The organism is Sphaerisporangium perillae (genome assembly GCF_023276435.1).
Lineage (GTDB): Bacteria > Actinomycetota > Actinomycetes > Streptosporangiales > Streptosporangiaceae > Sphaerisporangium > Sphaerisporangium perillae.
Window position 1 is genome coordinate 228,137 of the sequence record NZ_JALLPO010000004.1, and the last position, 25,574, is coordinate 253,710.

The window sequence follows — 25,574 nt, forward strand, 5'->3', positions numbered from 1 at the left end:
CGGTGATGCCGCCTGCCCTCGGGGAGGCGGCGGCGACGCCGAACCTCTGGGCAATGGAGCTGAGCAAGGAGTGCACACAATGCGGCGAGGCATCTCGGTCGCGGCGACAGCCGCGGCGCTCGCGCTGGCGGTATCCGCCTGCGGCGGCGAGGACACCACCAACCAGTCGGCCGCCCCGGCCAAGAGCGTCGACGCCGCGGCCGTCTCCGGCGAGGTGACGTGGTGGGACACCTCCGACGCCACCAACGAGGGTCCCGTCTTCCAGGAGCTGATCAAGGACTTCCAGGCGAAGTACCCGAAGATCAAGGTCAACTACGTCAACGTGCCGTTCGCCGACGCGCGTGACAAGTTCAAGACGGCGGCGCAGAGCGGCTCGGGCGCGCCTGACGTCCTCCGCACCGATGTCGGCTGGGTCGCGGAGTTCGCCTCCCTCGGCTACCTGGCCCCGCTCGACGGCACCGCCGCCGTCGACAAGCCCGAGGAGTTCCTCGCCTCCCCGGCCGCGAGCGGCAAGTACAACGGCAAGACGTACGGCATCCCGCAGGTCACCGACACGCTCGGCCTGCTGTACAACAAGGAACTGCTGAAGAAGGCCGGGTACGACGCGCCGCCGGCGACCATGGCCGACCTCAAGAAGGTCGCCCTCGACGTCAAGTCCAAGACCGGTGCCGACGGCATCGCGCTGAACGTCGACGCCTACTTCCTGCTGCCGTTCATCTACGGCGAGGGCGGCGACTTCGTCGACGTGGCCGGCAAGAAGATCACCATCTCGTCGCCGCAGACGGTGGCGGGCGTCAAGATCGTGGAAGACCTGATCAAGTCCGGTGCGACCGTCAAGCCGGCCGTGCAGGACAGCTACACCAACGCCGAGACCGCCTTCAAGGAAGGCAAGGTCGCGATGATCTTCAACGGCCCGTGGTCCAACACCGACAACCTCGGCGGCAAGGTCTTCAAGGACAATCCCGACAACTTCGGTGTCGCCCCGGTTCCGGCCGGTTCGGTGAAGTCCGGCGCCCCGGTCGGCGGCCACGACTACACCGTCTACGCCGGCTCGAAGAACCTCGACGCGTCCTACCTGTTCACCCGGTTCATGGCCTCCACCGAGAGCCAGGCCAAGATCGCCGGCAAGCTGGGCCTGCTGCCCACCCGCACGCCCGCGTACAGCGCGGCGGAGGCCACCGCCAACCCGAAGATCGCCCAGTGGCAGAAGCCGATGGAGGCCGCGGTCGAGCGTCCCTGGATCCCCGAGGCCGCTTCGCTGTACGAGCCGCTCGTTCAGGGCTACCAGAAGCTGGCCACCGGCGGCACGGCCACCGAGCCGATGCTCCAGGACGTGGCCAAAACCTACCAGGGCATCCTCAAGGGCTGGAGCCTCTGACCGATGACGACGCAGGTCGTTGACGGCACGGCCGCGGGCGCGACCGCCCGCGGCCGTGCCCGCCGCCCCAAGCCACAAGGGAGGGCGGGCCGGTTCCTCTCCCGGCACTGGTACGCCTGGGCGATGTGCGCGCCGGTCGTCGTCGTCACGCTCGTGCTGATCGGCTACCCGCTGGTGCGCGGCGTCTATCTGTCGCTCACCGACGCGACCGAGGCCAACATGGGCCGCACGATCGGGATGAACCACATCCCCTCGACGTACGAGTTCGTCGGGCTGGCCAACTACATCGACATCGTGACCTCCAGCGAGTTCCTCTCCCGGCTCACCTGGACGATCATCTGGACCGTCGTCTGCGTCGCGCTGCACTACGGGATAGGCCTCGGCCTCGCGCTCCTGCTCAACCGGCCGCTGCGTTTCCGCTCCCTCTACCGCATGCTCCTCGTCCTCCCGTGGGCGGTGCCCGCCTTCGTGTCGGCGTTCATCTGGCGCTACCTGCTGAACGGCGAGTTCGGCGTCGTCAACGCCATGCTGCGCGCCGCCGGCTTCGGCGGCATCAGCTGGCTGGACGAACCGTTCTGGGCCAAGGCGTCGGTCATCGCGGTGAACGTCTGGCTCGGAGTGCCGTTCATGATGCTCGCGCTGCTCGGCGGCCTGCAGGCCATCCCGCGCGAGCTGTACGAGGCGGCCGAGGTCGACGGCGCCACGCCGTGGCAGCGCTTCAGGCACATCACCCTGCCCGGGCTGCGCCCGGTGTCCAGCACGGTGGTCCTGCTCGGCACCATCTGGACCTTCAACCAGTTCCCGGTCATCTACCTGGTCACCAAGGGTGGGCCCGGCGGGTCCAGCGAGATCCTCGTGACCTATGCCTACCGGCAGGCGTTCGAAGGCATCAGGAACTACTCCGGCTCGGCCGCGTGGGGACTGCTCATCCTCGCGCTGCTCGTCGTCATGGCCGTCGGCTACCGCCGGGCGCTACGCAAGCAGGGGGAGGCATGGTGAGCACGGTGAGTCACGCGCGTACCTCGCGGGCCGGGGGACGCTACTCGCGACGACCGGGCGCGTCGCTGGCCCTGCACGCCACGCTCGTCGTGACGAGCCTGGTCGCGGTCTTCCCGGTCGCCTGGCTGATCCTCACCTCGATCAAGCCGAGGAACGCCTGGCAGTCGACCACGGTTCAGCTCTTCAACAACCCCAGCCTGGACAACTACATCCAGGTGCTCGGCCAGACCGCCTTCCCGCGCTGGTTGTTCAACTCGCTGTTCGTCGCCCTCCTGACCACCGCGCTGGGCGTGGTGCTCTCGGCGACCACCGGCTACGCGGTCAGCCGCTTCCGGTTCCCGGGCTTCCGGTCGATCATGTGGATGCTGCTGATCACGCAGATGTTCCCGGTGGCGACCCTGATCGTGCCGATCTACAACCTGCTGGCCGGCCTGGGGCTGATCAACCAGTTCCCCGGCCTCGTGATCGCCTACCTGACCACGACCGTCCCGTTCTGCGCCTGGATGATGAAGGGCTACTTCGACACCGTTCCGGTGGAGATCGACGAGGCGGGACGGGTCGACGGGCTCACTCCCTTCGGCACGTTCTGGCGGCTCATCCTGCCGCTGTCCAAGCCCGGACTGGCCGTCGCGGCGTTCTACTCCTTCATCACCGCCTGGGCGGAGGTCGCGTACGCGACCGCGTTCATGACCGGGGACGACAAGTACACCCTCGCCGTGGGCCTGGGGCAGTTCGTCGGCCAGCACAAGGCGGAGTGGGGTCTGCTGACCGCCTCCTCGGTGCTGATCGCGGTGCCGGCGGCGGTGGTCTTCCTGCTCGTCCAGCGCCACCTCGTCACCGGCCTTACCGCCGGTGCCACGAAGTCGTAACACCACCGTGGTATCAGATTCTGATATTTCGGAGAATCGGGGGATCCCAATGACCGACGTGGTCCGCGAAGCCCGTCCCGTCCAGGCGGGCACCCGCTGGTGGCGGGACGCGGTCATCTACCAGGTCTACGTGCGCAGCTTCGCCGACGGCAACGGCGACGGCGTCGGCGACCTGCTCGGCGTCCGCAGCCGGCTCGACTACCTGGCCGAACTGGGCGTGGACGCCATCTGGCTGACGCCCTTCTACACCTCCCCGATGGCCGACTTCGGCTACGACGTCGCCGACTACCGGCAGGTCGATCCGATCTTCGGGACCCTCGCCGACGCCAAGGCGCTCATCGAGGACGCCCACCGGTACGGGATGCGGGTCATCATCGACGTGGTGCCGAACCACACCTCCGACCGGCACGCCTGGTTCGAGGCGGCCGTCCAGGCCGGGCCCGGCAGCCCCGAGCGTGAGCGGTACCTCTTCCGCGAGGGCAAGGGCGAGGTGGGGGAACTGCCCCCCAACGACTGGGAATCGATCTTCGGCGGCCCGGCGTGGACGCGGCTGCCCGACGGCGAGTGGTACCTGCACCTGTTCGCCGCCGAGCAGCCCGACCTCAACTGGGAGCACCCCGAGGTCCACGCCGAGTTCGAGGCGATCCTGCGCTTCTGGCTCGACCTCGGCGTCGACGGCTTCCGCATCGACGTCGCCCACGGCATGGTCAAGGCGCCGGGGCTGCCCGACATCGGCTCCGCGGGGCAGGTCGAGATGCTCGGCACCGCCGTCCTGCCGTACTTCGACCAGGACGGTGTGCACGAGATCCACCGGACCTGGCGCCGCGTGCTCGACTCCTACGACGGCGAGCGCATCGGCGTCGCCGAGGCCTGGGCGCCGTCACAGGAGCGCCTCGCCCGGTACGTCCGGCCCGACGAGCTGCATCAGGCCTTCAACTTCCACTTCCTGAAGACGCCGTGGGACGGGGAGATGCTCCGCGCGGTGATCGACGAGTCGCTCGCCACCGTCGGCCCGGTCGGCGCGCCCACCACGTGGGTCCTGTCCAACCACGACGTCAAGCGGCACGTGACCCGGTACGGCCACGGCGACCTCGGCCTGCGCCGCGCCCGGGCGGCGGCGCTGATGATGTTCGCCCTGCCCGGCTCCACCTACGTCTACCAGGGTGAGGAGCTCGGCCTCCCTGAGGTGCTCGACCTGCCCGACGAGGTCTGCCAGGACCCGCAGCGGCTGCGCGACCCCGACGACGGCCGCGACGGGTGCCGGGTCCCCATCCCGTGGGCGCACTCCGAACCGCCCTTCGGGTTCAGCCCGCCGGGCATCGAGGAGACCTGGCTGCCGGTCCCGGAGGAGTGGGGCCCGCTCAGCGTGGAGTCCCAGCTCGGCGACCCCGGCTCGACGCTCTCGCTGTACCGCGCGGCGCTGCGGCTGCGGCGCGAGCACCCAGCCCTCGGCGACGGCACCCTCACCTGGCGGGAGTCCCCCTCCGGAACCCTGGTGTTCACCCGGGACGAGGCGTTCGCCTGCACCGTGAACACCACGGGCGAGCCCGTCGAGCTGCCTCGCCCCGGAAACCTGCTCCTCGCGAGCGCCCCCGTGGCGGTCGAGGGGGAGACCGTCCGGCTGGCGCCCGATTCCGCAGCGTGGTGGGCGCTCGGCGATGCGTAAAGTAACCCCTTGACCTCCTCCCCCTTGCTCAAGGAGATTCGATGAACGGCAACGCGCGGCTCGCCGACATCGCGGCCCAGGCGGGTGTCAGCGAGGCCACGGTCAGCCGTGTCCTGAACGGCAAGTCCGGCGTGTCGGCGAGCACCCGGCAACTCGTGCTGACGGCGCTCGACCTCATGGGGTACGAGCGCCCGCAGCGGCTGCGCCAGCGCAGCCACGGCCTGATCGGCCTGGTCACGCCCGAGCTGGACAACCCGATCTTCCCGGCGTTCGCCCAGGCGATCGAGAAGTCGCTGACCCAGCACGGCTACACGCCCGTGCTCTGCACGCAGAGCCCGGGCGGAGCCCCCGAGGACGAGTTCACCGAGCTGCTGCTGGAGCGCGACGTCAGCGGCATCGTCTTCGTCTCCGGGCTGCACGCCGACACCACCGCGCGTATGGACCGCTACACCAGGCTGACCGACCGCGGGCTGCCGATCGTCCTGGTCGACGGCTACAGCGAGCACATCGAGGCGCCGTTCATCTCTCCCGACGACCGCATGGCGGCGCGCCTGGCCGTGCAGCACCTGGTCGACCTCGGCCACGAGCGCATCGGCCTGGCGCTCGGCCAGCGGCGCTTCGTCCCGGTCATCCGCAAGATCGAGGGCTTCACGCAGGCGATGTCGCAGCTGCTCGGCGTCTCCGACTGCGAGGAGCTGATCCAGCACTCGCTGTTCTCCGTCGAGGGCGGGCAGGCCGCCGCGTCGGCGCTCATCGAGCGCGGCTGCACCGGCATCGTCTGCGCCAGCGACCTGATGGCGCTCGGCGCGATCCGCGCCGCCCGCGAGCGCGGCCTGTCGGTGCCGGGGGACGTCTCGGTCGTCGGTTTCGACGACTCACCGCTGATCGCCTTCACCGACCCGCCGCTCACCACCGTCCGCAAGCCGATCGGCGCGATGGCCTCGGCGGCGGTCCAGACGCTGCTCGAGGAGATCAGCGGAGCCTCGCCCAAGAACATCGAGCTGGTCTTCCAGCCCGAGCTCGTCGTCCGCGGCTCCACCGGCTCCGGCCCCCTCGTCAACCGCTGACCTCCATCGACTCGGCCGGCGACTGGGCCGGCCCCGTCCTCCCGGGCTCCCGGTCCGCGGCGAGACGGCGTCGTACCCACGCACCGGCCGCCGCGGCCGGCCACAGGCGGGTGGCGAGGTTGCGGGCGACGATGCCGCCCCTGGTCGCCGGGATGAGCAGCGACGCGGCCTGCGCGACTCCCTGCTGCCTGGGCTCGACCAGCACCCGGTGCCTGGTCTCGTACCGGCGGAAGGCCGACCGGTGGCCGGCGGGATCGGCGGCCAGCTCGTCGGCGAGGACGGAGGCGCCCGCCATGGCGAGGGTCGAACCGTCCCCGAACAGCGACACACAGGACGCCGCGTCCCCGAGCAGCGCGACCCGGCCGTTCGACCATTGAGGGAGACGCACTTGGCTGACGGAGTCGAAGTACAGGTCATCGGTGGCCCGCACCTGGTCCAGCAGCTCGGGCACCCGCCAGTGGTCGTCCGCGTACGCGGCGGTCAGCAGCCGCTTGTGCAGGCCGGTGTCGCGGTGGTCGAAGCCCGGCACCTCCGGGCCGCGGAACATGAAGGCCGCCAGGGCGTGGCCGCGCACCGGGTGAAGGGCGACCGCCCTGCCGGGCGTGTTGTACATGACCATCTCGCGCCCGCGCATGGCCGGGCCGTCGACCGGCATGGTCGCGACATAGACCCCCATATGGCGCACGAAGCCGGACTCCGGCCCGAAAGCCAGCCGGCGCACCGCCGAGTGCAGCCCGTCGGCCCCGATCACCAGGTCGAAACGGCGCGGGGCGGCACGCTCGAAGGTGACGTCCACCCCGTCCTCGTCCTGGTCCAGGGTGACGATGGTGTCGTCGAACAGCAGCTCGGCACGGTCCTGGCCCGCCTCGAACAGGATCGAGGCGAGCTCGCCGCGCGGCACCTCCACCTCGCGGCTGCCGGCGGCCCGTTGCACGGCCCGCATGTTGACCCGGCCGACGCGCCGCCCCGAGGCGTTGACGAAGCTCATGCCCGTCATGTTCAGGGCGGCCTCGCGCAGGCGCGGCATCAGGCCCATCCGCTCGGCCACCTCCACGGCGGGACCCCTGACGTCCACCGGGCTCCCGCTGGACCGGAACGCCGCCGCGCGTTCGACGATGGTGGGACGGAAGCCGTGCCGTGCCAGCCAGTACGCCAGCGTCGGCCCGGCGATGCCGGCCCCCGAGATCAACACTGTCCGTGCCCGCATGCTCTCCTCCTGGAGTCACCGGCGAGTCTGCTGACCGCCGGTCAGTACGGACGCTACAGCCCTGTCCTCCGGTCAGTCAATCGATAGGCTCATTCACGTGGCAGAGACACCACCGGACACCCGGGCGCGCATCCTCCAGGTCGCGATGGACGAGTTCGCCGCGCGCGGCTACCACGCGACGTCGGTCCGCGAGATCGCCGAGCGCGTGGGCGTGACCAAGACGGCCGTGCTGTACCACTTCCCCGGCAAGGCCGACATCGTCGGCGCGCTGGCCGAGCCGATGCTCGCCGACCTGGACGCGGCGATGGCCGCGGCCGGCCTGCCCGATCCCGCCGGCGCGCGGTGGGCCGCCATCGAAGGCCTGCTCGATGTTTGGCTGGCCCACCGCTACCTGCTGCGCATGAACCTCTACGACCTGGCGCTGGCCGCCACGGGTACGGTCTTCCGGCGCTTCCGTGACGGCATGATGCGCGCGAACACCCTGGTCGCGGGCCCTGATCCGGATTTCGACGGCCGGGTGCGGGCCGCCCAGGCGATCGCGATGCTGTCCGACCCGGTGGTGTTGTTCGCCGACGCCCCGGTCGAGGCCCTGCGCGCCGCCGTGCTGCGCGGCGTCCACCGGCTCCTCGGCGACGCCGGGCCCCGATCTCGCACGGCCACCGGCCCGGACACCGAGCCCGCCGAGCCCACCGAGCCCGCCGCCCCGGCGGCGCGCGTGCGTCCCGGGCGAGGCCGGCGAGGGCGGCCGGGGGTCATGAGCCCGTCCATGGCGGACACCGCCCGGCGCATGTACGCGGCGGGGAGCACGGCCACCGAGATCGCCGCCGCGCTCGGCGTCTCCCGTGCCACGGTCTACCGCCATCTCACAGACACCGACCATTAATGAGACCTCTGTGAGACGATTTATGAGACTGGGCCATGCGTGGGTCCAGAACCAGAGAAGGGGATCGGCTTGAACGCATCAGGAGAAGCGATGATCACGGCGGACGTGGCGCCGTACGACGTCGTGGTGATCGGGGGAGCGGGGGTCGACACGACGGTCTACGTGCCAGAGCTGCCGCTGCCCTACGCCGACACCTACCACGTGCCGCCCGTGGTCGACCGCATCGGCAACACCGGCAGCGGGGTCGTGCTCGGCTGCCACACGCTCGGCCTGCGGTCGGTGCTGATCGACCTGATCGGCGACGACCCGCAGGGCGCGCTGATCCGCGCCCATCTCGGCGAGCGCGGCGCGGAGTTCGCCTGGGCGGTGGTGCCCGAGGGCACCCGGCGCAGCGTCCTGCTCGTCGGCCCCGACGGGCGGCGCACCTCGTTGTACGACCCGCGCGACGCGGCCGGGCGGCGCCTGCCCCGGGAACTGTACGGCCCCGCGATCCGAACGGCCCGGCACGTCCACGTGTCGATCACCGACTTCTCCCGCCACCTGTATCCCGAGCTGCGCGAACTCGGCGTCCCGACCTCGACCGACCTGCACGACTGGGACGGCGAGAACACCTACCACGAGGAGTTCGCCCGCTCCTCCGACCTGGTCTTCCTGTCGGCCGCCGAACTCGCCGACCCCGTCCCGGTGATGCGCGCCATCCTCTCCGGCGGCCGCGCGTCCCTGGTCGTCTGCACGGCCGGCGCGTCGGGGGCGTACCTGCTCGGCGACGCCTCCGGCGAGGTGACGCACGTCCCGGCCGCGCCCCTGGCCGGCCCGGTGGTCGACAGCAACGGCGCCGGCGACGCCTTCGTGTCGGGTTTCCTCTACGGGCGCCTGCGCGGCCTGCCGCCGGAGAAGTGCGCGCGTCTGGGCGCCATCGCGGGCGCCCACGCCTGCACGACCGAGGGCACCCACGAGAACCCCATCGACGAGAAGACCCTGCTCGACGCCTCAGGGACGATTTGAACCGGCCGTCTCACAAGCGTGAGCGCGCCGTTACCATCGCGAGCCCCGCCAGCGCCCCCACCATCCCGGCCCCGGTCCGCAATCGCCGCCACCGCTTTCCGTCCATTTCACCTTTCCGCCGTTCGTGGCGTCCATGGCTCGCGAAGAGCCCCGTGGTGAAGGCCGGTGAATTCCGGCCGGGGCGCCCCCTTCATTCCGCGCACGGCCGATATCACGAACAGCGAGATTAGCGGCCCACCCCGCACGAGCCCGGCCGTCCCGCGCTATGACCAAGTCAATACTTGGTTTCACGGCCATGGTCCTCGTCTCCCTGTCTCCCAGGAGGCCTGTGGCCACCTTCGGTCACCCGGCGATACGGGCCGACGCCCATGGGGCTGGTAATCGGCCGGTTCGCCTGACATCGTGGGTGACATGTCGGCCGCGTCTGGTGGATCACCACCCGCCTTCGGGCTCGAATGGATTCTCGGTCCCCTGCCTGTCGAGGAATTCCTGCGGACGCACTGGGAGTTGGAGCCCCTGCTTATAAAAAGAGGGGATCCGTCCTACTTCCAGGATCTGCCGGGCCTGGAGAAAGTCGACGAGTTGATCTCCGCCGCATCGGGCAGGATGGGCGCGATGGGCGATGGACTCCTGGTCAAATCCGACGGCAACGGCGGCATATCGGAAAAGAAGTTGCGCGTGGGCGCCGACGGCATGATGGACATCGAAGAGATCTACAGCTCCTATCACCAAGGCTATTCCCTTGTCGTCAACCAGATCCACCGCAAGTCCCCGGCGGTCGCCCGGCTGTGCCTGGCACTGGAGACCGAGCTGCATCACCGGGCCGGGGCCAACCTCTACCTGACGCCGCGCCACGGTCAGGGATTCCTGCCGCACGCGGACACGCACGATGTCGTGATCCTGCAACTGCACGGGGAAAAGCAGTGGCACATCGGCGAGCCGTCGGTCGACCTGCCGTTGGCGGCGTCCAAGCAGAGACGTCCGCCGTCGATGCGGGACCACCGCACCTTTCATCTGGAGACGGGCGACGCGCTGTACCTGCCCCGAGGGTTTCCCCATGAGGCGGTGACGAGCGGACGATCATCGTTGCACCTGACCGTCGGCATCCACGCCTACCGGTGGGTGGATCTGCTGCACGAGGCGCTCAACGCGCTCGCCGACGAGCAGGTCGAGTTCAGAAGGGCGCTGGCGCCCGGGTTCCTGGATCTGCCGCTGGACTCCACTCGCCTGGCGGCCGTGGCCGAGGAACTGGCGCGGGCGTTGACGCACACGCCGCTGGCCGAACGCGCCAAGAGCCGGCTCGGCGGCCAGTTGCTCCGAACGCGCAAGGCGGCGCTCAGAAGTCATTTCCGATCGATCGACGCGATCGCGGCCATCACCGAACACTCGGTCGTGTCGCGGCCACGCGAGCTGCTGTGCCGGGTGCACGCCACTGGCGAGGAGGCGACGATCGAATTCCCGGCCAACTACGTCAGCGGCCCGGTAATGATCAAGCCTGCCCTGGAGTTCGTCGCGGCACATGAGCGATTCGTCGTCGGAGACCTTCCCGGTGGTCTGTCGGCCGATCAGAAGGTCGATCTGGTGACTCGCCTGATCAGTGAAGGGTTACTCGACTACGTAGGGGAGAAGCCGTGATGGCCACCAGCGATGGGAACAAGGAACCTCCCGAGCCCGCTCCGGCATTCGGCGACGAGGACGAACGCCTGTTCCGGCTGTGGTTCGAAAGCCTTGTGCTCCAGGACAAGCGCTATCTGAACAAGGGCCTGGCCGTGCTCGCCCGGATGGCGATGGCCGATGAGGAGTTCAGAGCCCGCCTGGTCGACGACCCCGACGGTGCCCTGCACGGCCTGCGCGAGCGGCTCCGGCTGCCTGCCGGTGTCAAGCTGAACTTCTTCGACAACACCCACGACAGCTTGAACCTGGTGCTTCCCCCGCGGGCCGGAGACGTCCGCAACCGGACGCATGCGCTGCGCGAGATCCTGCGCTCTCGCACGACCGAATCCGACGCGTTCCTGTCGGACGACTTCGACTTCTACTTCAACACACACTCCGGGGGCGGCCCCCTGGACCCCGAGAGCGCCGACCCGCCCATCTTCCTCGGGCCGGACGAGCCCGAATTCCTACCGCCGCCGGAGTGACCGTGATGGACAGTGACAGGCAGGACGACGAACTCCTCGAGGCCAAGCTCCTTCTGCGACTGTGGAAGGAGAGCCTGGTCATGCAAGACACCCGCTATCGGGCCAAGGCGCTGCTCAGGCTGGCCGCGCTGGCGATGACCAGCGAGGAGTACCGGGCGCGGCTGGTCGGCGACACCCAGGCCGTCCTCAGCGAGATGCGACTGCTGGATGATCTGCCGGAAGGCGTGACACTGAAGTTCTACGACAACACCTCCGACACTCTGCACGTGGTGCTGCCACCCCGCACACAGGAACTGCACGACCGGCCACTGCCATTCCGCGAGCTACTGCGCTCGAGGACCTCGCAGGACTCGTTCCTGCTCGACGACATCGACCTGGGCGACTGGAGTGATCTCATCCCGAACGGAGTCGCCGACGGCGGAGACATGGCCATTCTCGACCTACCGATCATCGTGCTGCCCGAATCGGAGTAGCGGTCAGGCGCCAGGATCCAGGAGGCCTGCCGCCCTCTCGGCCAGGGCGCGAGCGCTCGGCCGATCTCCGTCCCCGACGCTCACCGGCCAGCGGGTGAGGTGTACGAGCGGGTGGGGGCCGGGTCGTTGAAGACGATGTGCGGCTGGTTGCGGGCCTGGTTGAGCGCCCACAGGCCCGCCACGTCGGCGAGGGTGAAGACGAGCGCCACCAGGACGGCCAGGACGAGCCGCCGCCGGCGTTCCCGGCGTCGCCATTCCGCCTGGACCCGCCGGTAGGCGTCCGGATCCGCGTGCACACCGCTGGCGAGCGTTTCGAAGACATCGCGTAGCTGGTCTGCGGTGCCGCCCGGGCCGGTGGTCATCGTCGCTCCTGCATGATCTTGGTCAGCGTGGTCATGCCGCGGTTGGTGTGCGCCTTGACCGCACCGCAGGAGATGTTCATCGCCGCGGCGATGTCGGTCTCCCGCAACCCCAGCCAGTAGCGCAGGACCAGCGCTTCGCGCTGCCGGACCGAGAGCTGCCGCAGCGCGTCGATCAGTGCTCGCTGGTCGTCGCGGAGCAGTGCGATGCTCTCCGCCGACCGTTCCAGGTGGGTGCTCCAGTCCGCGTGTTTGCGGACGACCTGCAGGTGACGCAGTCGCATGCGGGTGAGGTTGCAGACCACCGACCGCAGGTACGGCAGGGCGGCGTCCACCGTGCGCAGGCGGTTCCAGCGGTGGTGCAGCTGGCAGAACGCCTCGGCGACGATGTCCTCGGCGTCGTCCGCGCCGAGCAGCACCGCCAGCCGGAGCAGGCCGGTGTAGTGCGTGCCGAACAGCCGGGTCAGCGCGGTCTCGCGGTCCACCTCCGGCAGGCCGGGCGCCGGCGGGCCGGGCATCGGCGGGCCCAGGCCGGACGACTGCTCCGCCGGCGGGGCAGGGACGGAGGTCTGCTGCGTCGAGGCTGGCGAGGTCTCGACCGGCGGTGCCGGAGCCGGTTCGACGAGCGCCTGGAGCCGGGTGCCCGGCAGGGGCCCCGTCATCTGACGGTTCCCGCTTCGGGTGGCATGGGGACCGGTCCGTTCATGTCGGGGGAGGGGAAGGGGGACCTGCTGATCCGGCTCATTCGGTTGCACAGCGGGGTGAGCGCGATGACGACGGCGAGGTTCAACGCCAGGGCGACGACCGCGGCGTACGCCTGCACCCCCTGGCCGCCCAGGCTCACCGGCACCAGCGAGGAGAAGCCGCTGTAGACCACCATGAGCGTGCCGCCTACCATTCCGGCGCCCCAGCCGACCAGCAGTGCCTGGTGGTGCAGCCGGCGGGTGAACACTCCGATGACGACGGCGGGGAAGGTCTGCAAGATCCAGACGCCGCCCAGCAGTTGCAAGTTGATGGCGTCCTGGTCGCGCAGCCCGAAGACGAAGACCACCGCGCCGATCTTGGCACTGAGCGAGACCAGCTGCGCGATCCGTGTCTGGTGCTTGGGCGTGGCCGTCGGGTGGAAGAGCTCGACGTAGATGTCGCGGACGAACGAGGTCGCCACCGCGATCGACATGACCGCCGCAGGCACCAGTGCGCCCACGGTGAGGGCGCCGAAGACCAGGCCGGTCAGCGCCGCCGGCATCAGCTCCCTGACGAGCAGGGGCACCGCGGCCTCGGCGCTGCCGGGGGGCGCCTGGATGCCCGCCGCGAGCGCCGCGACGCCGAGCAGGGCGAACAGCGCGAGCACTCCCGTCCACGCGGGCATGGCGATCAAGGCGCGGCGCAGCGTGTCCGGGCTGGACGCGGCGAACGTGGCGGTCAGCACATGGGGGTAGAGCAGCAGGGCGAGGGCCGACCCGAGAGCGAGGGTGACGTAGACGGGGAACAGGCCCGGGTCGAGGGTCAGCGAGGCCTGGTACGCCGGCCCGGCCGACAGCGTGCGTTCCGCGGCGGCGAACATGGGGCCGGGCCCGCCGAGCCTGGCCAGGACGAGGGAGGCCACCGCGAGGGCGGAGCAGAAGATCGCGGCGCCTTTCATCAGCGAGATGACCGCCGGGGCGCGCAGGCCGTGCCGGTAGGTCGCCACGGCGAGCACCGCGAACACGCCGACCAGCGCGAGGTCGCCGAGGGCCCCGCGCGGGTAGAGCCCGCCCGCGGACAGCACCGCGCGGATGCCCACCAGTTGCAGCGCGATGTAGGGCATCGTGGCCAGCACCCCGGTTACCGCGACGACCAGGGCGAGGGCCGGGGAGCCGTGCCGGCCGCGTACGAGGTCGGCGATGGTGATGTATCCGTGCCGGCGCGCCTCGGCCCAGAGCCTGGGGAGCAGGACGAAGGCGATCGGATACACGATCACGGTGTAGGGCAGCGCGAAGAACCCGATCGCGCCGGTGCCGTACACCAGGCCGGGTACGGCGGCGAACGTGTAGGCCGTGTAGATCGTGCCGCCGAGCAGGAACCAGGTCGTCGGCGTGCCGAGCCGCCGGTCGGCCAGCGCCCAGCTCTCCAGGGTCGGCAGTTCGGGGGGCGGCCGGAACCTGCGCGCGGTGACCGCGAGCAGTGAGGTGCCGCCGAGCACGGCGAAGAACGTTGTCGCACTCATCGGCTCGATCATCGGCCACCATCCAGGACGCCTGTATTACCTTCATGTTGCGTTGGCCCCGCAGATGGTTTACCCGAAATATCCGTGAAATTCGGGTAAACCGGATGGTGCCGCTCGGCAACCCTGCATCAGACCAAGGAAATTTCCGGAGGGTTGCCATGGCGATTCGCAGGGCGCGGCGGGTGGCTGCGGGTGTCTGTCTGGCCATTCCCGTTCTGGCGCTCCTGTGGGTGCCGTGGTATCCGCATTCCGCGCCATCGTGGGGCGGAATGCGGTTCTTCTTCTGGTATCAGCTCGTCTGGGTGCCGGGCAGCGTGGTATTCATGGCCGCCGCCTACGCGCTCCGGCGGGAGCGCGCGCACCGGGCGGATCCGGAACGCGACGAGCGTCACCTCTAGTACGGCTCGGTCCGGCACCCGGATCTCGAGTAGTACGGCTCGGTCCGGCACCCGGATCTCGAGCTGATCGTTTCCCGGCACGCTCCGTGTCGGTTTCGTCCTGCCCTGAGCTCAGGAGGATCGTCCGTGTCCATAACCTGCACCGGTGGCTCCAAGGTCACCCCCAAATCGATACTCGTATGGACGGTGATCGCGGCGGTGTCCGCGGCCGCCTGGGGCGTGCTCGCCCTGTCGCGCGGTGAGAAGGTCTCCGCGATCTGGCTGGTGGCCGCCGCCCTCGGCTCGTACGCGATCGCCTACCGGTTCTACTCGCGCTTCATCGCCCGGCGGGTGCTCGGCGTCGACGACCGGCGGGCCACCCCCGCCGAACGGCTGGACAACGGGGTCGACTACCACCCGACCGACCGGCGGGTGCTGCTCGGCCACCACTTCGCCGCCATCGCCGGCGCCGGCCCCCTGGTCGGCCCGGTCCTCGCCGCGCAGATGGGCTACCTGCCCGGCACGATCTGGATCATCGTCGGGGTCATCCTGGCCGGGGCGGTCCAGGACATGGTCACCCTGTTCTTCTCGATGCGCCGCGACGGCAAGAGCCTCGGCCAGATGGTGCGGGAGGAGATGGGCCCGATCGGCGGCGCCGCCGCGCTGATCGCGGTGTTCTCCATCATGATCATCCTGCTGGCGGTCCTCGCCCTGGTGGTGGTGAATGCGCTCGCGGCGTCCCCGTGGGGCACCTTCTCCATCGCGATGACCATCCCCATCGCCCTGTTCATGGGCTTCTACCTGCGCGTGCTGCGACCCGGGCGCGTCATGGAGACGACGATGATCGGGATCGTGCTGCTGCTGGCGGCCATCGCGGGCGGCGGCTGGATCGAGCAGTCCGCCTGGGCCGGCGTCTTCACACTGAGCCCGCAGGCACTCGTCATCTGCCTGGTGGCCTACGGATTCCTCGCCTCCGTGCTCCCGGTGTGGATGCTGCTGGCCCCGCGCGACTATCTGTCGACGTTCATGAAGGTCGGCACGATCGGGCTGCTCGCGCTCGGCGTGGTCTTCGTGATGCCGCAGCTGAGCAACGAGGCGGTGACCGAGTTCGCCATCAGCGGCACCGGACCGGTCTTCGCCGGGTCGCTGTTCCCGTTCGTGTTCATCACCATCGCGTGCGGCGCGCTGTCGGGCTTCCACGCGCTCATCGCCTCCGGCACCACCCCGAAGATGATCCAGAAGGAGTCGCAGGTCCGCCTGATCGGCTACGGCGCGATGCTCATGGAGTCGTTCGTCGCCATCATGGCGCTGATCGCCGCGTCCATGCTCGAGCCGGGCCTGTACTACGCGATGAACGCGCCGGCGGCGCTGCTCGGCACCACCGCCGAGAGCGCGGCCACCGCCGTGGCGCACCTGGGCTTCTCCATCACCCCCGACGACCTGCGTGCCGCGGCGCGGGAGGTCCAGGAACAGACCGTGATCGCCCGTACCGGCGGGGCGCCCACCCTGGCCGTCGGCATCGCGCACATCCTGTCCGGGGTCTTCGGCGGCGCGGCCCTCAAGGCCTTCTGGTACCACTTCGCGATCATGTTCGAGGCGTTGTTCATCCTGACCACCGTGGACGCCGGCACCCGCGTCGGGCGATTCATGCTGCAGGACACCCTCGGCAACGTCTGGAAGCCGATCGGCCGGGTCAGCTGGAAGCCCGGCCTGTGGGGGACCAGCGCGCTGGTCGTGCTCGCCTGGGGCTACTTCCTCTACACCGGCGTCAACGACCCGCTGGGCGGTATCAACCAGCTGTTCCCGCTGTTCGGCATCGCCAATCAGCTGCTCGCCGCGATCGCGCTGACGCTCTGCACCACCATCCTCGTCAAATCCGGCAGGCTCAGGTGGGCCTGGGTCACCGGCATACCTCTTGCCTGGGACGCCGCGGTGACCCTGACCGCGAGCTGGCAGAAGGTCTTCCACGCAGACCCCAGGATCGGGTTCTTCGCCCAGCGGGAGCGCTACGCCGACGCGCTGGCGGCCGGCAAGGTGCTCCCCCCGGCCAAGAACCTCGACCAGATGCACGCGGTGGTCGTCAACTCCACCGTCGACGGCGTGCTCGCGGCCATGTTCGCGCTGCTGGTCATCGTGGTCATCGCCAACGCGGCGGTCGTGTGCCTGCGCGCCGTGTCCGCCCGCGAGCCGCTGCCGCTGGCCGAGGCGCCCCGGGTCGAGTCGAGCATCGTCGCGCCCTCCGGCCTGTTCGCCACCGCGGCGGAACGCCGGGAACCGGCACAGGTAGGCGGCGGGGACCGGACATGACCCCGCGATCGATACTGCGCTTCGCCCGCTGGTACGTCCGCGAGATCACCGGCGCGAGCGGATACGAGCGGTACCTGACCCGGCACCGCTCCCACGCCCCCGGTCCGCCGCTCTCCCGCCGGGAGTACGAACGGCTGCGCACCGACCAGCTGGACCGGAACCCCGGCGCCAGGTGCTGCTGAGCACCTCACCGTCAGCAGACTCACCGTCAGCCCGGCACCGCGCACGGTGACATCTACACGGCGTACACCTTCATCGCGATCCCGGCGGCGTTGTACGCGACGGGCGCCGTGAGCGGCTTCTTCGCCGTGCCCTACACCATCCTCTGGTTCACCGGCGTCGCCATGGCCGCCATCACGATCAGCGCGCTCGTGCCCGCCGCGATAATGTCCATCGCCGCGGCCAATCTCGTCAGCCGTAACATTTACCGCGAGTTCGTCAAGCCGGACGCGAATTCGCGTCAGGAACTCCGGGTTTCCAGAGTCACCTCATTTCTGGTCAAGTTCGGGGCGCTCGCCTTCGTCCTGTTCCTGGACAGAAGATTCGCCCCGGAATTCCAGCTTCTCGGCGGGGTCTGGATTGTGCAGACCTTTCCGGCAGTCGTCTTCGGGCTTTACACCCGCTGGTTCCACCCCGGCGCGCTGCTCGCCGGCTGGGCCACCGGAATGCTCTCCGGCACGCTCACCAACTCGGCCGGCGACTACCTCGCGGACGTCGGCGACCCGCACGTGGAACCCATCCGGGAACTACGGCGCTGACGCCTGCCGGCGGCCGGCGACGAGGGCTCCGTCCGGGCGGAGCATTGGAGCCGGCCGCCGATTTCCCGGAGAACCAGGGCGGGCGGGAGGCCGCGCCGGGCCGGCGAGGGCGCACTGTGCTCGCGTAGCGTGATGTATGGCTACGATCGGTGACCATGGGAAGGGTCGTCCGGAGTCTGGTGCCCGCGCGGCTCGACCGGTTGCCGTGGTCGGGGTTCCACACGCGGCTGGTGGCGGCGCTCGGGGTCGCGTGGGTGCTGGACGGGATGGAGATCACGATCGCCAGCGCCGTCGGATCGGTCCTGCAGGACAGGCGGACGCTCGGGCTGTCGGCGGTCGAGGTCGGGCTCACCGCCACCGTCTACCTGATCGGCGAGGTGACCGGGGCCCTGGTGTTCGGGCGGATGTCGGACCGGTTCGGCAGGCGCAGGCTGTTCATCCTGACCCTCGGGCTCTACCTGATCGCCAACGGGATCACCGCGTTCTCCCCCAACCTGGCCTTCCTGCTGTTCTTCCGCTTCTTCGCCGGGGCGGGCATCGGCGGGGAGTACTCGGCGATCCACTCGGCCATCGACGAGCTGATCCCCTCCTACTATCGCGGCCGGGTCGACCTCGCGGTGAGCGGGACGTACTGGTTCGGCGCGATGATCGGCACGGCCGGCACGTACGTGCTGCTCAACCCGGACATCCTGCCCGTCAACGTGGGCTGGCGGCTCGGCCTGCTGCTCGGGCCGCTGCTCGGCGTGGTGATCTGGGTGCTGCGCCGCCGCCTGCCCGAGAGTCCCCGGTGGCTGCTCATGCACGGCAGGCAGGAGGAGGCCGAGCGGGCCACGGCGGGCATCGAGGAGGCCGTCCGGCGGAGCGGGAGCCCGGTGCCGCCGGTGGACCACGGCAAGGCCATGGACTTCCACCCGCACGGCGCGCCGTCCTACCGCGAGATCCTGAGGGTGCTCCTCCGCGAGTACCCCAAGAGGACCATCCTGGGCGCGACGCTGATGATGAGCCAGTCGTTCCTGTACAACGCGATCTTCTTCACCTACGTGCTGGTGCTGAGCACCTTCTACGGCGTCTCCCCGCACGACGCCTCCAAGTACCTGTTCGCGTTCGCGTTCGGCAACCTGGCCGGGCCGGTGCTGCTCGGCCGCCTGTTCGACACGATCGGCCGCCGGGTGATGATCTCCAGCACCTACATCGTCTCCGGCGTGCTGCTGGGCGTGACGGGGTGGCTGTTCAAGCAGGGTGCGCTGAACGCGACGACGCAGACCCTTCTCTGGTCGGTGATCTTCTTCATCGCCTCGGCGGCGGCCAGCTCGGGCTATCTCACGGTCAGCGAGCTGTTCCCGCTGGAGATCAGGGCGCTCGCGATCGCGCTGTTCTTCTCGGTCGCCCAGGGCTTCGGCGCCCTCGGCCCGACCGTCTTCGGCGCGCTCATCGGCGACCGCGCCCACCCGGACCCGGCCCGGCTCTTCTACGGCTACGCCTTCGCCGCCGCCATGATGGTCTTCGCCGGGCTGGTCGCCCTCTTCCTCGCCGTGAACGCCGAACGCAGATCGCTGGAGGACATCGCCCGCCCCCTGTCGTTGACCTGAGCCGTCCCGATCCGGCCGCCCGCCCCCTGGCACGGGGACGGGCGGCCGGGCGGTGTCAGAGCAGGCCGCGAGAGGCGAACGCGGCGCGGACCGCGTCGGCGGCGGTGGCGCCGCCGTGCCGCTGGGCGGCGGCCACGGTCGCTTCGGCGGCGGCGCGGAAGGTGGTGTCCTTGGCGAAGTCGAACTGCGCGTCGATGATGATCGTTCCGGCTGCGCGGTCGCCGAGCCTGGACCGGATGTCGTACAGCGCGGAGGACCAGATCTCCCCGTCGGCGTGCACCTCGCCGACCACGTCCTCGGGGTAGTGCTTGGTGCCGTCGAGGCGGCGCAGGCAGTGGGGCGCCGAGGAGGTGTAGGAGACCGAGTCCCAGTCGGCGACGCACGCCTCGGGGGTCTTCGCGGGCGTGCCCGTCTTCCAGCTGGTCACGGCGACCGCGAGGTAGTCGCCGAACGCCTCGCCGATCGCGCCGGACTCCAGCGTGGTGCCGAAGCCGGTGACCTGGCCGTCCTGGACCGAGTGCCCGTATTCGTGGACGATCACCTCGCCGTCCTCGGCGTCGTCCACCCCTCCCTTGCCGAGCGTGATGTTGGCCTTGTCCTCCCGGAAGAAGGAGTTGTCGCCGCCGTACTGGTTGATCCGCAGCTCGATCTGGCGCTGGTTGACCGGGCGCAGCCGGGAGCCGAACCCGAGCGACTGGATGTACCGCTGTGCGGTGGTGACCCAGTAGTAGCCCATGACCTGCTCGAACTGGTCGCTGTCGCGGTGCCAGGCGGGGAAGGCCCCGTCCGCGGCCTGGGCGGCCTTGCCCGTCTCGCTCTTCACCCGGACATAGCGCCCGGTGAGCGTGCCCGAACCGTCCAGATCGGTCAGCGTCACCGTGCGGTAGGCCGCGGCGAAGGCGGCGCTGTCGCGGTCCTTGTCGTCGCTGAGGGTTTCGTCGCCGCCGCTCTGTACCGGGTTGGGGTAGAAGACGACGGCCGTGGGGTCGGTGGCGGCCTGAGCGGCGACCGGAGTGAGCACTCCGGTCGCGGTGGCGAGGGCAAGGCAGGCGACGGTTGCACGACGTCGGGGGGTGGTCACCGGAGGTTCCTCCTAGAAGCGGGACGATCGTCGCAAATGTATGGCTATGATCACTCGCTTGTCACGCGAATCTCCCGGCGACGCGGCGCCGCCCAGGCCGGCTCGGCAGGCGGCCGGCCGGCTCGACGAGACGGTGCTCAGCCGCGCAGGGCGGCGGCCTGGGCGGCGAGCTTCTCGATGCGGGCGTAGTCGCCGGAGGCGAGCGCGTCGGCGGGGGTGAGCCAGGTGCCGCCGACGCAGCCGACGTTCGGCAGGGCCAGGAACTCCGGCGCCGTCTCCGGCCGGATGCCGCCCGTCGGGCAGAAGCGCACCTCGGGCAGCGGCCCGGCCAGCGCCTTCAGGTAGGCGATGCCGCCGGCCGGGACCGCAGGGAAGAACTTCAGCTCGGTCAGGCCGCGTTCGGCCAGCGCCAGCACCTCCGAGGCGGTGGCCGCGCCCGGCAGGAACGGCAGGCCGCTGCCGAGCATGGCGTCGAGGAGGGTGGGCGTGCTGCCCGGGCTGACCAGGAAGCGCGCGCCCGCGTCCGCGGACGCCCGCACGTCGGCGGGGGTGCGTACCGTGCCCGCGCCGATGACGGCGTCCGGCACCTCCGCGGCGATCCGGCCGATCGCCTCAAGGGCGCAGGAGGTGCGCAGTGTCACCTCGATGACCGGCAGGCCGCCCGCGACGAGCGCCCGCGCGAGGGGGACCGCCGTCTCCACCCGGTCGATCACGACGACCGGGACGACGGGGGCGAGGTCGAGGATGCTCACTGGGCCGTGCTCCTTGCCACAGGGGACGCCTCGGGATGGGCGTCCGGAAGAATCGAAGTCGTCCGCCGGGCGGGGGAGGCCACGGCGGCGGCGGGCCGGCCGTCCTGGCCGGACACGCGCTGGGCGAGCCAGGCCGCCGCGCCGGTCAGCGCCGGCTGCTCGGCGACGATCACCGTGGTCGCGATGCCGGTCAGGTAGCCGGACAGCACGAAGTTGGCGTCGAAACGGCGGCGGAAGTCACTGCCCTGGATGCGGTCGACCATCCTCGGCACGATTCCACCCCCGAGATACACCCCGCCGTGCGCGCCCAGCGTGAGAGCGACGTTCGCCGCGAAGCTCCCCAGCAGCCCGCAGAACACCTCAACCGTACGCGCGCACAGCGAGTCGTCCAGCCGGGTGACGATCTCGGAGGCGGGAAGCGGGGTCGCGGGGACGCCCTCCACGAGCGCGAGCCCGTGGCGCAGCCGTACCAGGCCCGGACCGGACAGCAGGTGCTCGGCGTCCACGAACGACATGCCGTCGGCGCGCAGCGCCCGCACGACCTCGAACTCCAGGTCGGTGACGACGGGCGCCGAGACGTGGCCGCCCTCGCCGGGCACGGGGACCCAGCCGCCGCGCGCGGGGACCAGCGCGGCGACGCCGAGCCCGGTCCCGGGGCCGAGGACGGCCTTCACCATGTCCGGCGCGGGGGCGGGACGGCCCAGGGACGCCAGCTCGCCGGCCGCCAGGTGCGGCAGGGCGAGCGCCAGCGCCTCGAAGTCGTTCAGCAGCTCGACGTGCGGGATCCCCAGCTCGGTGACCGACCCGGACCAGTCGGCGTTGGTCAGCCGGTAGCGGTCGGCGTTGACCGGCCCGGCGATCGCCAGGCAGGCGGCGGACGCCCGCACCCCGCCGGCGTGGTCGGCGAGGTAGCACCCCACCGCGTCGGGCAGGCCGCCGAACTCGGCGCCCGGCAGCACGGCGATCGACTCGGGCCGGCCACCGGGCCGGGTGACCAGGCCGAAGCGGGCGTTCGTCCCGCCGATGTCGGCGACCAGCCAGGGCCGCTCCGGAGAGGGCACGGCGGTCACGCGCGGCCCTCCGCGCCGCTGATGGCGAAGATGCCGGCGCCGCGCTCCGCCGGTCCCGCCGCGCGGCGGAACGCGGCGAACAGCTCGCGCCCGGTGCCCACCCACTCGTCGTCGCGCAGCGGCCGTCCCTCGGGCGTACGGGCGGCCAGCTCGCTCGCGGGGACCAGCAGGTCCAGCGTGCCGCTGGTGGAGTCGAGCCGGACCAGGTCGCCGTCGCGGACCAGAGAGATCGGGCCGCCGTCCGCCGCCTCCGGCGAGAGATGGATGGCGGCGGGCACCTTGCCCGACGCCCCGGACATGCGGCCGTCGGTGACGAGCGCGACGCGCTGCCCCCGGTCCAGCAGCACGGCCAGGGGCGGGGTCAGCTTGTGCAGCTCGGGCATGCCGTTGGCGCTCGGCCCCTGGTAGCGGATCACCGCGACGAAGTCCTGGCCGTCCAGCTCGCCGGCCTGGAAGGCGGCGAGCAGCTCGGCCTGGTCGTCGAACACCTTCGCGGGGGCCTCGATCACCAGGTGCTCGGGCTTGACCGCCGACACCTTGCTGACCGCGCGGCCGAGGTTACCGCTGAGCATGTGGATGCCGCCGTCGGCGGAGAACGGTTCGGCGACCGGGCGCAGCACGTCGAGGTCGGCGCTCTCCGCCGGGCGCTCCTCCCAGATGATCTCGCCCTCCTTCAGCGCGGCCCCGCTGCGGTAGAGGCCGAGGCCGCGCCCGGCGACCGTCAGCACGTCCCCGTGGAGCAGCCCGTTGTCCAGCAGGTCGCCGATCAGCGCCTGCATGCCGCCGGCCGCCTGGAAGTGGTTCACGTCGGCCTGGCCGTTGGGGTACATGCGGGTCAGCAGCGGGACGACCCGCGACAGGGCGGCGAGGTCGTCCCAGAGCAGCTCGACGCCCGCAGCGGCGGCGATGGCGACCAGGTGCATGGTGTGGTTGGTGGAACCGCCGGTGGCGAGCAGCGCCACGGCCGCGTTGACCAGGGCCTTCTCGTCGACGACCTCGGCGACGGGGGTGTACTCCTCCCCGTGTGCGGTGATCTCGACGACCCGCCTCGCCGCGGCGCGGGTGAGGCCGTCGCGCAGCTCGGTGCCGGGGTTGACGAAGGTGGCGCCGGGCAGGTGGAGGCCCATGACCTCCATGAGCACCTGGTTGGAGTTGGCGGTGCCGTAGAAGGTGCAGGTTCCGGGGGAGTGGTAGGACTTGGCCTCCGCGTCGAGCATCTCGCCGCGGCCGATCTTGCCTTCGGCGAACGCCTGCCGGGCCCGCGCCTTGACCTTGTTGGGCAGCCCGGAGGGCATGGGACCGGCGGGGACGAAGATGGCCGGCAGGTGCCCGAAGTGCAGCGCGCCGATCAGCAGGCCGGGGACGATCTTGTCGCACACGCCGAGCAGCAGCGATCCGTCGAACATGTCGTGGGACAGGGCGACCGCCGTGGCCATCGCGATGACCTCACGGCTGTAGAGCGACAGCTCCATGCCGGCGCGGCCCTGGGTGATGCCGTCGCACATCGCGGGCACCCCGCCGGCGAACTGGGCGACCCCGCCCGCCTCGCGCACGGCGTCCTTCAGCACGGCGGGGTAGGTCTCGTACGGCTGGTGCGCCGACAGCATGTCGTTGTACGCCGACACGATCGCGACGCCGGGCCGCTCGTTCCCGCGCAGGGCGAGCTTGTCGCCGGGCGAGCAGGCGGCGAAGCCGTGGGCGAGGTTGGCGCAGCCGAGGCTCGCGCGGGCGGGCCCGCGTTCCCTGGCCTCCTCGGCGGCCGCGCCGACGCGGCGCAGGTAGGCGGCCCGGCTGCGCGCGCTGCGCTCGGCGAGGCGTTCGGTGACCTCCTGGACGGTGCGGTTCACGGCAGGTCCTCCTCGTGCCAGGCGCGGCCGCTGCGGCCGAGCAGTTCGTGCGCCGCGGCCGGGCCGGTCGTCCCGGCGGCGTAGGGCTCTGGGAATGCCCCCGCGGATTCCCAGGTGGCGATGATCGGATCGATCCAGCTCCAGGCGGCCTCGACCTCGTCCCGCCGCATGAACAGCGTGGGGTTGCCCCCGAGCACGTCCATGAGAAGGCGCTCGTACGCCTCGGGCACGCGAGCCTGGAAGGTGTCGGCGAAGCTCAGGCTGAGCGGGACGGGCCGTGGGACGACCTCGCCCGCGCCCGGCTCCTTGGCCATGATGTGCAGGTGGATGCCCTCGCTGGGCTGCAGCCGCAGCACCAGCCGGTTGGGCCCGCCGCCGCCGGGGAAGATCGAGTGCGGCACGTCCTTGAACTGGACGACGATCTCCGAGCGGCGGTAGGGCATCCGCTTGCCGGTGCGCAGGTAGAAGGGCACGCCGGCCCAGCGCCAGTTCCGCACCTCGGCCCGGATCGCCGTGAAGGTCTCCACGTGGCGCGAGGCCTCGGTCGGCGCGGTCTGGTCGGGCTCGTCGAGGTAGCCGGGGACGGGCCGGCCGCCCACCTCCCCGGCGACGTACTGCCCGCGCACGGTGAAGCGGTCGGCCTCGCCGCCGCTGATCGGCCGCAGGGCCTGCAGGACCTTCACCTTCTCGTCGCGGATCGACTCGCGGTCATGGCGCGGAGGCGGCTCCATCGCGACCAGGCAGAGAAGCTGGAGCAGGTGGTTCTGCACCATGTCGCGCAGCGCGCCCGCGTGGTCGTAGTAGCCGCGGCGCCCCGGCGTGCCGACGGACTCGGCGGCGGTGATCTGGACGTGGTCGATCCACAGGGAGTTCCAGATCGGCTCGAGGAAGGCGTTGGCGAAGCGCAGCACGAGCAGGTTCTGGACGGTCTCCTTGCCCAGGTAGTGGTCGATGCGGAAGATCTGGCGCTCCTCGAAGATGGCGCCGACCTCGTCGTTGATGGCCCGGGCGCCGGCCAGGTCGCGGCCGAGGGGCTTCTCCAGGACGACCCGGGAGCGCGGGGTCACCAGGCCCGCCTCGTGGATGCCGCGGCAGAACGGGCCGAACGTCATCGGGGGGCTCGCCAGGTAGAAGATGCGGTCGATGTCCTCCCGCCCGGCGAGCAGGTGGGTGAGCGGCCGCCAGCCGTCCAGGTCCCCGGCGCCCACGTCGACCGAGACGTGGTGCAGCCGCCGCAGGAACCGCTGCCAGCCCTCGGCGTCGCCGGCGTGCAGGCCGGGCCGGACCTCCGCCTCGACCTTGCCGCGGAAGTCGGCGTCGGTGAGCCCGCCGCGCGACATCGCGATGATGCGGGTCTCGGGGGCGAGGCGGCCGTCGCGGTCGCAGTGATAGAGGGCGGGGAGCAGCTTGCGCATGGCGAGGTCGCCGGTGCCGCCGAACAGGATGAGGTCGGCCACATGGGCGGTGGCACGCTCGGACGCGGTCGTGGGCGATGGCTCAGGCACGGGAAAAGCTCCGTAGATCTACCAAGTGAGGACAGACC

Annotated in this window: 24 protein-coding genes; 15 read left to right on the forward strand and 9 right to left on the reverse strand. The window is 70.8% G+C overall.

Annotation, left to right across the window (positions count from 1 at the left end; genetic code table 11):
* The first annotated feature begins 79 nt into the window (after window positions 1–79).
* Genes MYF83_RS05870 through MYF83_RS05890 form a run of 5 tightly spaced genes read left to right on the forward strand, consistent with a single transcriptional unit; the run spans window position 80 to window position 5,979 of the window.
* Window positions 80–1,378, forward strand: coding sequence for an extracellular solute-binding protein (locus MYF83_RS05870; protein WP_248959135.1), 1,299 nt, complete (start codon window positions 80–82; stop codon window positions 1,376–1,378).
* A gap of 3 nt (window positions 1,379–1,381) precedes the next feature.
* Window positions 1,382–2,377 carry a carbohydrate ABC transporter permease gene (locus MYF83_RS05875; RefSeq protein WP_248959136.1) on the forward strand — a complete coding sequence of 332 codons (996 nt, stop codon included), beginning with the start codon at window positions 1,382–1,384 and terminating at the stop codon, window positions 2,375–2,377.
* Window positions 2,378–2,382: 5 nt separating this feature from the next.
* Entirely contained in the window at window positions 2,383–3,246 is an 864-nt protein-coding gene (locus MYF83_RS05880; RefSeq protein WP_248959137.1) for a sugar ABC transporter permease, read from the forward strand.
* Between the two features lie 49 nt (window positions 3,247–3,295).
* Window positions 3,296–4,912, forward strand: a complete 1,617-nt coding sequence (locus tag MYF83_RS05885; protein WP_248959138.1) for a glycoside hydrolase family 13 protein — start codon at window positions 3,296–3,298, stop codon at window positions 4,910–4,912.
* Between the two features lie 41 nt (window positions 4,913–4,953).
* Window positions 4,954–5,979, forward strand: a complete 1,026-nt coding sequence (locus MYF83_RS05890; RefSeq protein ID WP_248959139.1) for a LacI family DNA-binding transcriptional regulator — start codon at window positions 4,954–4,956, stop codon at window positions 5,977–5,979.
* On the opposite strand, the gene MYF83_RS05895 is transcribed toward MYF83_RS05890, so the two are convergent.
* Window positions 5,969–7,186, reverse strand: a complete 1,218-nt coding sequence (locus MYF83_RS05895; RefSeq protein ID WP_248959140.1) for an FAD-dependent monooxygenase — start codon at window positions 7,184–7,186, stop codon at window positions 5,969–5,971. The two genes, MYF83_RS05890 and MYF83_RS05895, sit on opposite strands and share 11 nt — an antisense overlap.
* 97 nt (window positions 7,187–7,283) lie before the next feature.
* Between MYF83_RS05895 and MYF83_RS05900 the strand changes: the two genes are divergently transcribed.
* The 5 genes from MYF83_RS05900 (at window position 7,284) to MYF83_RS05920 (ending at window position 11,685) form a co-directional block, all read left to right on the forward strand.
* On the forward strand, window positions 7,284–8,069 hold the full coding sequence (locus tag MYF83_RS05900) for a TetR family transcriptional regulator (RefSeq protein WP_248959141.1): 786 nt from the start codon (window positions 7,284–7,286) through the stop codon (window positions 8,067–8,069).
* Between the two features lie 90 nt (window positions 8,070–8,159).
* Window positions 8,160–9,074, forward strand: coding sequence for a carbohydrate kinase family protein (locus tag MYF83_RS05905; RefSeq protein WP_248959142.1), 915 nt, complete (start codon window positions 8,160–8,162; stop codon window positions 9,072–9,074).
* 411 nt (window positions 9,075–9,485) lie between these two features.
* The gene (locus MYF83_RS05910; RefSeq protein WP_248959143.1) at window positions 9,486–10,709 is read left to right on the forward strand and encodes a cupin domain-containing protein; all 1,224 of its coding nucleotides are present in this window, start codon (window positions 9,486–9,488) and stop codon (window positions 10,707–10,709) included.
* On the forward strand, window positions 10,709–11,212 hold the full coding sequence (locus MYF83_RS05915; RefSeq protein WP_248959144.1) for a hypothetical protein: 504 nt from the start codon (window positions 10,709–10,711) through the stop codon (window positions 11,210–11,212). Before MYF83_RS05910 ends, MYF83_RS05915 begins: the two co-directional genes overlap by 1 nt.
* Window positions 11,213–11,214: 2 nt before the next feature.
* Window positions 11,215–11,685 (forward strand): nitrile hydratase subunit alpha, encoded by a 471-nt coding sequence (locus MYF83_RS05920; RefSeq protein ID WP_248959145.1) that lies wholly within the window; start codon window positions 11,215–11,217, stop codon window positions 11,683–11,685.
* 80 nt (window positions 11,686–11,765) lie between these two features.
* Here MYF83_RS05920 and MYF83_RS05925 read toward each other — a convergent pair whose 3' ends face one another.
* From MYF83_RS05925 to MYF83_RS05935, 3 genes are read right to left on the reverse strand one after another with little or no spacing between them, the layout of a single operon-like run.
* Window positions 11,766–12,047 carry a hypothetical protein gene (locus tag MYF83_RS05925; protein WP_248959146.1) on the reverse strand — a complete coding sequence of 94 codons (282 nt, stop codon included), beginning with the start codon at window positions 12,045–12,047 and terminating at the stop codon, window positions 11,766–11,768.
* Window positions 12,044–12,706 (reverse strand): RNA polymerase sigma factor, encoded by a 663-nt coding sequence (locus tag MYF83_RS05930; protein ID WP_248959147.1) that lies wholly within the window; start codon window positions 12,704–12,706, stop codon window positions 12,044–12,046. Before MYF83_RS05930 ends, MYF83_RS05925 begins: the two co-directional genes overlap by 4 nt.
* Window positions 12,703–14,250 (reverse strand): sodium:solute symporter family protein, encoded by a 1,548-nt coding sequence (locus tag MYF83_RS05935; RefSeq protein WP_248959148.1) that lies wholly within the window; start codon window positions 14,248–14,250, stop codon window positions 12,703–12,705. Before MYF83_RS05935 ends, MYF83_RS05930 begins: the two co-directional genes overlap by 4 nt.
* A 158-nt stretch (window positions 14,251–14,408) precedes the next feature.
* On the opposite strand from MYF83_RS05935, the gene MYF83_RS05940 reads away from it, so the two are divergent.
* The 5 genes from MYF83_RS05940 to MYF83_RS05960 all read left to right on the forward strand — a co-directional run bounded on the left by MYF83_RS05940 (window position 14,409) and on the right by MYF83_RS05960 (window position 19,281).
* Window positions 14,409–14,648 carry a DUF3311 domain-containing protein gene (locus MYF83_RS05940; protein WP_248959149.1) on the forward strand — a complete coding sequence of 80 codons (240 nt, stop codon included), beginning with the start codon at window positions 14,409–14,411 and terminating at the stop codon, window positions 14,646–14,648.
* Between the two features lie 126 nt (window positions 14,649–14,774).
* Window positions 14,775–16,934 (forward strand): carbon starvation CstA family protein, encoded by a 2,160-nt coding sequence (locus MYF83_RS05945; RefSeq protein WP_248959150.1) that lies wholly within the window; start codon window positions 14,775–14,777, stop codon window positions 16,932–16,934.
* Window positions 16,931–17,116 (forward strand): CstA-like transporter-associated (seleno)protein, encoded by a 186-nt coding sequence (locus tag MYF83_RS05950; protein WP_248959151.1) that lies wholly within the window; start codon window positions 16,931–16,933, stop codon window positions 17,114–17,116. Before MYF83_RS05945 ends, MYF83_RS05950 begins: the two co-directional genes overlap by 4 nt.
* 108 nt (window positions 17,117–17,224) lie before the next feature.
* Window positions 17,225–17,692: a hypothetical protein gene (locus MYF83_RS05955; RefSeq protein ID WP_248959152.1), complete on the forward strand. Its 468-nt coding sequence runs from the start codon at window positions 17,225–17,227 to the stop codon at window positions 17,690–17,692.
* 155 nt (window positions 17,693–17,847) lie between these two features.
* Window positions 17,848–19,281 carry an MFS transporter gene (locus MYF83_RS05960; protein WP_248959153.1) on the forward strand — a complete coding sequence of 478 codons (1,434 nt, stop codon included), beginning with the start codon at window positions 17,848–17,850 and terminating at the stop codon, window positions 19,279–19,281.
* Between the two features lie 55 nt (window positions 19,282–19,336).
* On the opposite strand, the gene MYF83_RS05965 is transcribed toward MYF83_RS05960, so the two are convergent.
* The 5 genes from MYF83_RS05965 to zwf form a co-directional block, all read right to left on the reverse strand.
* The gene (locus tag MYF83_RS05965) at window positions 19,337–20,362 is read right to left on the reverse strand and encodes a M36 family metallopeptidase (protein ID WP_248959154.1); all 1,026 of its coding nucleotides are present in this window, start codon (window positions 20,360–20,362) and stop codon (window positions 19,337–19,339) included.
* Window positions 20,363–20,499: 137 nt separating this feature from the next.
* A complete protein-coding gene (gene eda, locus MYF83_RS05970; RefSeq protein ID WP_248959155.1) occupies window positions 20,500–21,114 on the reverse strand; it encodes a bifunctional 4-hydroxy-2-oxoglutarate aldolase/2-dehydro-3-deoxy-phosphogluconate aldolase in 615 nt (204 codons plus the stop codon).
* The gene (gene glk / locus MYF83_RS05975) at window positions 21,111–22,184 is read right to left on the reverse strand and encodes a glucokinase (protein WP_248959156.1); all 1,074 of its coding nucleotides are present in this window, start codon (window positions 22,182–22,184) and stop codon (window positions 21,111–21,113) included. Before glk ends, eda begins: the two co-directional genes overlap by 4 nt.
* Window positions 22,181–24,031, reverse strand: coding sequence for a phosphogluconate dehydratase (gene edd, locus MYF83_RS05980; protein WP_248959157.1), 1,851 nt, complete (start codon window positions 24,029–24,031; stop codon window positions 22,181–22,183). Before edd ends, glk begins: the two co-directional genes overlap by 4 nt.
* Complete coding sequence (zwf, locus tag MYF83_RS05985; RefSeq protein ID WP_308201404.1) at window positions 24,028–25,536, reverse strand: glucose-6-phosphate dehydrogenase; 1,509 nt, start codon at window positions 25,534–25,536, stop codon at window positions 24,028–24,030. The genes edd and zwf overlap by 4 nt, the downstream gene beginning before the upstream one ends.
* Window positions 25,537–25,574: the final 38 nt, after the last annotated feature.

What these genes read in the sequence shown, in the direction of transcription:
- MYF83_RS05960 (WP_248959153.1), top strand. Translation starts at nt 17,848, where the DNA reads ATGGGAAGGGTCGTCCGGAGTCTGGTGCCCGCGCGGCTCGACCGGTTG.
- MYF83_RS05870 (WP_248959135.1), top strand. Translation starts at nt 80, where the DNA reads ATGCGGCGAGGCATCTCGGTCGCGGCGACAGCCGCGGCGCTCGCGCTG.
- MYF83_RS05895 (WP_248959140.1), bottom strand. Translation starts at nt 7,186, where the DNA reads ATGCGGGCACGGACAGTGTTGATCTCGGGGGCCGGCATCGCCGGGCCG.
- MYF83_RS05940 (WP_248959149.1), top strand. Translation starts at nt 14,409, where the DNA reads ATGGCGATTCGCAGGGCGCGGCGGGTGGCTGCGGGTGTCTGTCTGGCC.
- MYF83_RS05950 (WP_248959151.1), top strand. Translation starts at nt 16,931, where the DNA reads ATGACCCCGCGATCGATACTGCGCTTCGCCCGCTGGTACGTCCGCGAG.
- MYF83_RS05890 (WP_248959139.1), top strand. Translation starts at nt 4,954, where the DNA reads ATGAACGGCAACGCGCGGCTCGCCGACATCGCGGCCCAGGCGGGTGTC.
- MYF83_RS05935 (WP_248959148.1), bottom strand. Translation starts at nt 14,250, where the DNA reads ATGAGTGCGACAACGTTCTTCGCCGTGCTCGGCGGCACCTCACTGCTC.
- MYF83_RS05905 (WP_248959142.1), top strand. Translation starts at nt 8,160, where the DNA reads ATGATCACGGCGGACGTGGCGCCGTACGACGTCGTGGTGATCGGGGGA.
- MYF83_RS05885 (WP_248959138.1), top strand. Translation starts at nt 3,296, where the DNA reads ATGACCGACGTGGTCCGCGAAGCCCGTCCCGTCCAGGCGGGCACCCGC.
- MYF83_RS05910 (WP_248959143.1), top strand. Translation starts at nt 9,486, where the DNA reads ATGTCGGCCGCGTCTGGTGGATCACCACCCGCCTTCGGGCTCGAATGG.
- MYF83_RS05925 (WP_248959146.1), bottom strand. Translation starts at nt 12,047, where the DNA reads ATGACCACCGGCCCGGGCGGCACCGCAGACCAGCTACGCGATGTCTTC.
- MYF83_RS05875 (WP_248959136.1), top strand. Translation starts at nt 1,382, where the DNA reads ATGACGACGCAGGTCGTTGACGGCACGGCCGCGGGCGCGACCGCCCGC.
- MYF83_RS05915 (WP_248959144.1), top strand. Translation starts at nt 10,709, where the DNA reads ATGGCCACCAGCGATGGGAACAAGGAACCTCCCGAGCCCGCTCCGGCA.
- MYF83_RS05930 (WP_248959147.1), bottom strand. Translation starts at nt 12,706, where the DNA reads ATGACGGGGCCCCTGCCGGGCACCCGGCTCCAGGCGCTCGTCGAACCG.